This is a genomic window from Micromonospora maritima, assembly GCF_902825405.1.
GTDB lineage: Bacteria > Actinomycetota > Actinomycetes > Mycobacteriales > Micromonosporaceae > Micromonospora > Micromonospora maritima.
On sequence record NZ_CADEAU010000304.1, the window covers coordinates 1 to 6,650 of the forward strand.

Below are 6,650 nucleotides of genomic sequence, written 5' to 3' on the forward strand. Positions count from 1 at the left end.
GTGCGGTCATGACCGGCAGCCTGTCAGCACCGGGCGCGGTCGGCCAGACGTTTTCCGCCCGCGCGGTGACGCCGGCCGGCGGCGTCAGGCCACCGCGGCGGCGGCGAAGTCGACGGCGGCGGTGTCGACCGTGCCGGCGGTGCGCCCGGGCGCGCCCTGGAAGCCCCAGTAGAGGTTGGTGTGGGCGATCACCTGCGCGGGCGGGGGCGCGCCGTAGGCGGAGAGGTCCTCGGTGGTGTGGGCGTCGGCGACGAGCGTGGTGTCGTAGCCCCGGGTGAAGGCGCCGTGCAACGTGGAGCGGACGCACGCGTCGGTCTGCGCGCCGGTGACGACCAGCCGGCCCACGCCGCCGGCGGCGAGCACCCGCTCCAGGTCGGTGTCCTCGAAGGAGTCGCCGTAGGCCTTGTGCACCAGCGGCTCGTCGTCGCGGCGGGCCAGCTCCGGCACGATCTGCCACGGCTCGCTGCCGGCGGGCAGGTCGTCGGCGTGGTGCTGCACCCAGACGACCGGGACGCCGGCGGTGCGGGCGCGGCCGACCAGGGTGGCGATGTTGGCGACCACCCGGTCGCGGTCGTGGGCCTCGCGCACCACGCCGTTCTGCACGTCGATGACGAGCGGGGCGGTGTGCGGGCGGTCGGTGAGCGTGGTCATGGCGGCTCCTTCGGCGGCTGCGGTCGGGCTCAACCTAGCCGTGGCCCCCGACGTTTCCGGTCGGTCGCTCGGCGGCCAGGTTCACCCGGCGCAGCAGGTCGGTAAGCGTCCGGCGCTCGGCCGCGTCCAGCGCGCCGAGCACCCGGTGCTCCTCGTCGCCGACCACGTCCAGGGCCCGCCGCCAGATCGCCTCGCCGGCCCCGGTGAGCGCCACGTCGACGCGCCGCCGGTCGACCTCGGACGGGATCCGGCGCACGAAGCCGCGCCGGACCAGGGCGTCCACCCGGGCGGTGATCGACGCGGGCGCCATCCGTAGCGCGTCGGCGATCTCCGACGGGGCGGCCCGCCCGCCGCGACCGGCGAGGACGTGCAGCGTGCCGTACTCCTTCTCCTGCAGGTCGAGGTCGGCCAGGACCCGGTCCTTCACCGCGCGCAGGTGCCGGGTGAGCAGCATCATCCGCACCACCGCGCCCTCCACGTCCGGGTCGAGGTCGGGCAGGACGGGCTGCCAGCGCGCCACATGCTGGTCGACGGTGTCACGGTCGGTCACGACACCCACGGTACGTCGGACTCGAAATATTCGTTGTCGAAATATTCGACGTCGAAGTAATCTCCGGCGGTGACGCATCCCCTCCGGCTCCCCGCCTTCCGTCTGCTCTTCCTCGGCCGTACGGTGTCCGCCCTCGGCGACGCCGTGGTCCCCACCGCGCTGGCGCTCGCCGTGCTGCGGGCCACCGGCTCGACCGCCGCGCTGGCCCTGGTGCTCGGCTGCGCCATGGTGCCCCGGCTGCTGCTGCTCCCGCTCGGCGGCGTGGTCGCCGACCGGTTCGCCGCCCGCCGCGTCGCGCTCGCCACCGATTTGGTCCGCGGCGCCGCCCAACTGGTCGTCGGCGTCGAACTGCTCGGTGGATCACCCACCCTCGCCCACCTCGCCGTGGCCTCCGCCGTCGGCGGGGCCGCCTCGGCCTTCGCCATGCCCACCGGATCCCCACTGGTCGCCGGCGTCGTCGACGCCGGGGGACGGCAGCGGGCCAACGCCCTGCTCGGCGCCACCACCAACGCCAGCCGGCTCGCCGGCCCGGCCCTGGCCGGCCTGCTGGTCTGGACCGCCGGCCCCGGCTGGGCGTTCGTCATCGACGCCGCCTCGTTCGGCGTCAGCGCCGCGCTGCTGGCCGTCATCCAGGTCCGGCACGTGCCGGTCGAGCGCCGCTCCCTGCGCGCCGACCTGGTCCTCGGGTGGCGGGAGGTCCGCGCCCGCGACTGGTACTGGAGCAGCCTGGTCGCCCACGCGGTCTGGAACGGGGCCGCCGCCGTGCTGCTCACCGTCGGCCCGGCCGTCGCCGTCACGCGGCTCGGCGGCGAGGGTGTCTGGGTGCTGCTGCAACAGGCCGGCGCGGTCGGGCTGCTGGTCGGCTCGCTGCTGGCCACCCGTGCCCGCCCCCGCCGCCCGGTGCTGGTGGGCAACCTGGCGCTGGCCACGTACGCGGCGCCGCTGCTACTGCTCGCCGTGGCCGCGCCCGCCGCGCTGACCGTGGCCGCGTACTGCCTCGCCCTGAGTGCCCTGGGCTTTCTCAACCCGGTCTGGGAGACCGTGGTCCAGGCCCGCTTCCCCACCGAGGTGCTGGCCCGGGTCACCTCCTACGACTGGCTCATGTCGCTGGGCGCCATGCCCCTGGGCTACGCCCTCGCGCCGCTCGCCGCGTCGGCCTGGGGCGCCTCGGCGCCCCTGGCGGTCGCCGGGGTGCTCGTGCTGCTCGCCTGCGCCGGCACCGCCGCCGTGCCCGGCGTACGCCGGGTGGGTTGGACCGTCGCCGCCGCGCCGGCCCAGCCCGAGCCGGCGCGGCGGTGACCCGGATGGCTCAGAGCCGGTGCCCGGTGGTGGCGTCGACGCTGTCCGGAACCGCGTCGTGCCGGTCCCCCACGCTGGACGTGCCGGACGGCTCGAACATGAGGATCGAGGCGCCGTCCGGCGCGTACGGCCGGTGCTCCACCCCGCGCGGCACCACGAACACCGCGCCGCGCGGCAGCGTCACCTCCCGCTGCGCCCCTTCCGCGCCGTCGCGCAGCGCGATGCGCAGCTCCCCGTCGAGCACCAGGAAGAACTCGTCGGTGTGGTCGTGGGCGTGCCAGACGTGTTCGCCGGCCACCTTCGCGATCCGGACGTCGTAGTCGTTGACCGTGGTGACGATCCGCGGACTCCACAACTGGTCGAAACGCGCCAAAGCGGCGGCCAACTCGATCGGCTCAGGGTTCATCCGACCATCCTCGCGCACCGGCGGTGGTCACAGGGGACGGTGCATCACGTGCAGGCCCACCCGCCCCCGCGTCGGGTGGGCGAACGACTCCGGCACGGTGCCGATCACGGCGAAGCCGAGCCGCCGGTACAGCGCCACGGCCGCCGTGTTGGTCTCCACCACGGCGTTGAACTGCATCGCGGCGAAACCCTGCCGGCGGGCCCAGTCCAGCGCCTCCTCGCACAGCGCCCGGCCCACGCCGCGCCCTCGGGCACCGGCGGCCACCATGAAGCTCGCGGTCGCCACGTGCGCGCCCGGCCCGGGCCGGTTCGCGCCCATCTTGGCGGTACCGAGCACGGTGCCGCCGTCGTCCACCGCCACCGAGGTACGCCCCGGCGGACGCTCCACCCACACCTCGCGCGCCACCTCGGCCGGCCAGGCCGGGTCGTAGGGGAACGTGTCCCCGGCGGTGACGACGTCGGAGAAGATCGGCCAGACCTGGCGCCAGTCGGCGTCGGTGAAGTCACGGATGCGCACGGCGGGCACGCTAGCCGGGACCCGACCGTCCGGCCACCGGATTCCGGCCACCCGGCCGAGGCCGGCGGGACGACCTCGCACCGGCCCGCCGGGCCATCATGGGCGGGTGGCCGAATCAGTCGCCGACGTCGATCGCACCGAGGTCGCCACGCCCGCCGGGCCGCCGCCGGTCGGACCACGCACGGCGGTCCCCTGGCTGGTCGGCGCCGCCCTCACCACCGTCCTGCTGGCCGTTGCCGGCCGCTACGGCTACCACCGCGACGAGCTCTACTTCCTGCTGTGCGGCCGGCACCTCGACTGGGGCTACGTCGACCAGGGGCCGCTCGTGCCCGCCCTGGCCCGGCTGGCCGACACCATCGCGCCGGGCAACCTGGTGCTGCTGCGTACCCCGTCGGCGGTCATCGCCGGCGCCGCGGTGGTGCTCGTCGCCGCGATCGCCCGGGAGTTCGGCGCCGGCCGGCTCGCCCAGTCGGCGGCGGCGCTGCTCGCCGCCGCCTCGGGCATCGTCCTGGCCGGCGGGCACCTGCTCAGCACCACAAGCGTCGACCTGCTGGTGTGGCTCGTCGCCGCGTTCTGCGTGGCACGGATGCTGCGCACCGGCGACACCCGCTGGGCGCTCGGCGCCGGGCTCACCCTCGGCGTGGGAATGCTCAACAAGCCCCTGCCCGCCCTGCTCGGCGTCGGTCTGGTCGCCGGGGTCGTGATCGCCGGGCCGCGTCGCCTGCTGCGGGACCGGTGGGTGCTGGCCGGGGCGGTGATCGCCGTGCTGCTCGCCGTGCCGTACGGGGCGTGGCAGGCGGCGCACGGCTTCCCGCAGCTCTCCGTCGCCTCGGCCATCGCCGGCGGCGACAGCTCCTACAGCGGCCGGCTGGACGCGCTCGTGCTGCACCTGCTCATCATCAGCCCGTTCGCCGTCCCGGTGTGGGTGGCCGGGCTGGTGGCGCTGCTGCGCCGCCCGGCCTGGTCGGCGTACCGGGCGTTCGGCTGGGCGTGGCTGGTGGTGGCCGCGGTCGTCGTGCTGGCCGGCGGCAAGGGCTACTACGACGCGCCGCTGCTGCTGGTGCTCACCGCCGCCGGCGTGACACCCGTCCTCGACTGGGCGCGACGGGGAGCCGCCCGGGCCCGGCAGGCGGCGCTCGTCACCGCCGCCGCGCTGATGGCGGCCAGCAGCGCGGTGCTGCTGATGCCCACGCTGCCGCCCGACCGGCTGCCCGACTTCGTCGTCGCGGCCAACCCCGACGTCGGCGAGACGATCGGGTGGCCGGAGTTCGCCGACTCGGTCGCCGCCGTGCACCGGGGTCTGCCACCTGCCGAACGCGACCGCGCGGTCGTGCTCACCGCCAACTACGGCGAGGCCGGCGCGCTGGCCCGCTACGGCCCGGCGCGTGGCCTGCCCCGCGCGTACTCCGGGCACAACAGCATGGTCACGTTCGGCCGTCCGCCCGACGGCGCCGACGTGGTGATCGCCGTCGGCTGGTCCCGACCCGACCGGCTGCGCGCGTGGTTCACCGAGGTCACCGAGGCCGGCCGGGTCGACCAGCGGGTCGACGTCGACAACGAGGAGAACGGCGGGCCGATCTTCGTCGCCCGCGGTCCGCGCCCCCCCTGGTCGCAGATCTGGGACCGCGAGGTCCGGCACGCGTCCTGAGGCCGGCGCGCCATACTTGTCGCCATGCTCTGGGGTGTCAGCGGGCCGCTCTTCCTCCTCGACTACCTGGGGGCGGTCGCCGTGGCCGCCGCGATCGCCCTGGCCGTACGGGAGCTGACCGGCCGACGGGCCCGCGGCGCGACGCCCGACCGGGTCGAGCTGGCCTACCTCACCGACCGCGCGCTGCTGGCCTGCCAGGTGGGGGTGGCCGCGCTGCGCCGGGCCGGCGGGGTGGACACCGGCGAACTGGCCACCCTGCGCGCCGACGGCCCCCCACCGGCCCGGGCACCCGGGCTGGTCCGGGCCCTGCACACCGCGCTGCGCCGGCCGCAGACCTGGGCCGCCGTCCTCGCCGACCCGGACGTCGGCCGGGCGCTGCGCCGGATGGTCTTCCGGCTGGTGCGCGACGGCTGGCTGCTCACCCGCGCCCAACGCCGTCGGATCGCGCTGGCCACCCTGCCGCTGTTCGCGGTCGCCGCCGTCGGCGTGACCCGGCTCGTGGACAGCGCGGTCGAGGGACGCTCCGCCGGCGGCCCTGCCTCCGTCGCCGGGCTGCTGCTGTGCTGCCTGGCCACCGCGCTGGGCGGTTGGTGGCTGACCGAGGTTCCGGAGACCGGCGCGGCCGCCCGCCGCCTGCTGCGCCGGCTGCGACGCGAACACGCCGACCTCGACCCCGAACGCCGCCCCACCTGGCAGGGGCGGGACACCGACGCGCTGCTGACCGCCATGGCGCTGTTCGGTCCCCGCCCGCTGCTCGCCGTCGACCCGGCCTTCGCGGTGCAGGTGGGCGTCGACCCGGACCGCGGCCGACCCCGCCCGGAGCCGAAACCCGCCCGCCGCTGAGCCCTCGACGGGCGGCGGCGACGCCGATACGGCAGAGTGGCCCCACGACCGCGAGCAGGAGGTGACCCGTGGACGGCCCGACCGGGGTGGTGTTCCCCGCTACCGCCGACGGCCGGCGCAGCACGACCGCGCTGGGACGCGCCGTGGTCGCCGACGCGCTGCGCGCGGTCGACCCGGTCGGCGCGCGCTCCGCCGAGCACGAGACCGACTGGCGACGGGGCTACGTCGGCCACTTCCGTCGCCTGGTCGAGGCCGGCCTGCTCTCCCGCGACGCCGCGCTGGGCATCGCCCGCGACGGGCTCGCCGCGCTGCACACCCGCATGCGGTACGCCCCGCCGCACGGCGGCCCCGAGACCACGCCGGCCGAGGCGTTCGCGTCCGACGACCGGGAACCGCCGCTGCGGACCGCCACGGTGACCGGCGCCGGGCCGGTGGAGCGCGAGCTGTCCCTGCCGTACCGGGGGCAACGCCTGCGCGGCGACGACCTGCGCCGCCGGCTCGACGCCTGGGTCGACGCCGGGGTGATCGAGCCCAGCTGCGCCGAGGCGGTCGGCCAGGTGCTGGCCAACCCGGACTGGCTGGACCTGCGCGACCAACGGATCGTGGTGCTCGGCGCCGGCGCCGAGATGGGCCCGCTGCCCTCGGTGCTGCGCTGGGGCGGCGACGTGGTCGCGGTCGACCTGCCCCGCCCGGAGATCTGGCGGCGCGTCCTGCGCACCGCCCGACGCCACGGCGGC

At 76.5% G+C, this 6,650-nt stretch carries 7 protein-coding genes and 1 pseudogene; 4 read left to right on the top strand and 4 right to left on the bottom strand.

Translation table 11 applies throughout. The annotated features are described in order from the left end of the window. Nucleotides 1-84 precede the first annotated feature (84 nt). Nucleotides 85-651, bottom strand: a complete 567-nt coding sequence (locus tag HUW36_RS22525) for a cysteine hydrolase family protein (protein ID WP_174529999.1) — start codon at nucleotides 649-651, stop codon at nucleotides 85-87. Nucleotides 652-685: 34 nt separating this feature from the next. Then, nucleotides 686-1,201, bottom strand: a complete 516-nt coding sequence (locus HUW36_RS22530) for a MarR family winged helix-turn-helix transcriptional regulator (protein ID WP_217428851.1) — start codon at nucleotides 1,199-1,201, stop codon at nucleotides 686-688. A gap of 69 nt (nucleotides 1,202-1,270) precedes the next feature. On the opposite strand from HUW36_RS22530, the gene HUW36_RS22535 reads away from it, so the two are divergent. After that, the gene (locus HUW36_RS22535; RefSeq protein WP_174530001.1) at nucleotides 1,271-2,500 is read left to right on the top strand and encodes an MFS transporter; all 1,230 of its coding nucleotides are present in this window, start codon (nucleotides 1,271-1,273) and stop codon (nucleotides 2,498-2,500) included. 10 nt (nucleotides 2,501-2,510) lie between these two features. Here the strand turns inward: HUW36_RS22535 and HUW36_RS22540 are convergent, their stop codons facing one another. Next, the gene (locus HUW36_RS22540) at nucleotides 2,511-2,906 is read right to left on the bottom strand and encodes a cupin domain-containing protein (RefSeq protein WP_174530002.1); all 396 of its coding nucleotides are present in this window, start codon (nucleotides 2,904-2,906) and stop codon (nucleotides 2,511-2,513) included. Nucleotides 2,907-2,933: 27 nt separating this feature from the next. After that, nucleotides 2,934-3,422, bottom strand: a complete 489-nt coding sequence (locus HUW36_RS22545) for a GNAT family N-acetyltransferase (protein WP_174530003.1) — start codon at nucleotides 3,420-3,422, stop codon at nucleotides 2,934-2,936. Between the two features lie 106 nt (nucleotides 3,423-3,528). Here HUW36_RS22545 and HUW36_RS22550 point away from each other — a divergent pair, with 106 nt between their 5' ends. The 3 genes and pseudogenes from HUW36_RS22550 to HUW36_RS22560 all read left to right on the top strand — a co-directional run. Next, nucleotides 3,529-5,070: an ArnT family glycosyltransferase gene (locus tag HUW36_RS22550; protein ID WP_174530004.1), complete on the top strand. Its 1,542-nt coding sequence runs from the start codon at nucleotides 3,529-3,531 to the stop codon at nucleotides 5,068-5,070. A gap of 24 nt (nucleotides 5,071-5,094) precedes the next feature. Further along, the gene (locus HUW36_RS22555) at nucleotides 5,095-5,913 is read left to right on the top strand and encodes a TIGR04222 domain-containing membrane protein (RefSeq protein ID WP_174530005.1); all 819 of its coding nucleotides are present in this window, start codon (nucleotides 5,095-5,097) and stop codon (nucleotides 5,911-5,913) included. A 68-nt stretch (nucleotides 5,914-5,981) separates the two neighbouring features. Further along, a pseudogene (locus HUW36_RS22560) lies at nucleotides 5,982-6,650 on the top strand (hypothetical protein); the annotation flags it as partial.

Bases quoted from the DNA above. Each gene is read 5' to 3' on its own strand.
- HUW36_RS22555 (WP_174530005.1), top strand. From the start codon at position 5,095: ATGCTCTGGGGTGTCAGCGGGCCGCTCTTCCTCCTCGACTACCTGGGG.
- HUW36_RS22525 (WP_174529999.1), bottom strand. From the start codon at position 651: ATGACCACGCTCACCGACCGCCCGCACACCGCCCCGCTCGTCATCGAC.
- HUW36_RS22540 (WP_174530002.1), bottom strand. From the start codon at position 2,906: ATGAACCCTGAGCCGATCGAGTTGGCCGCCGCTTTGGCGCGTTTCGAC.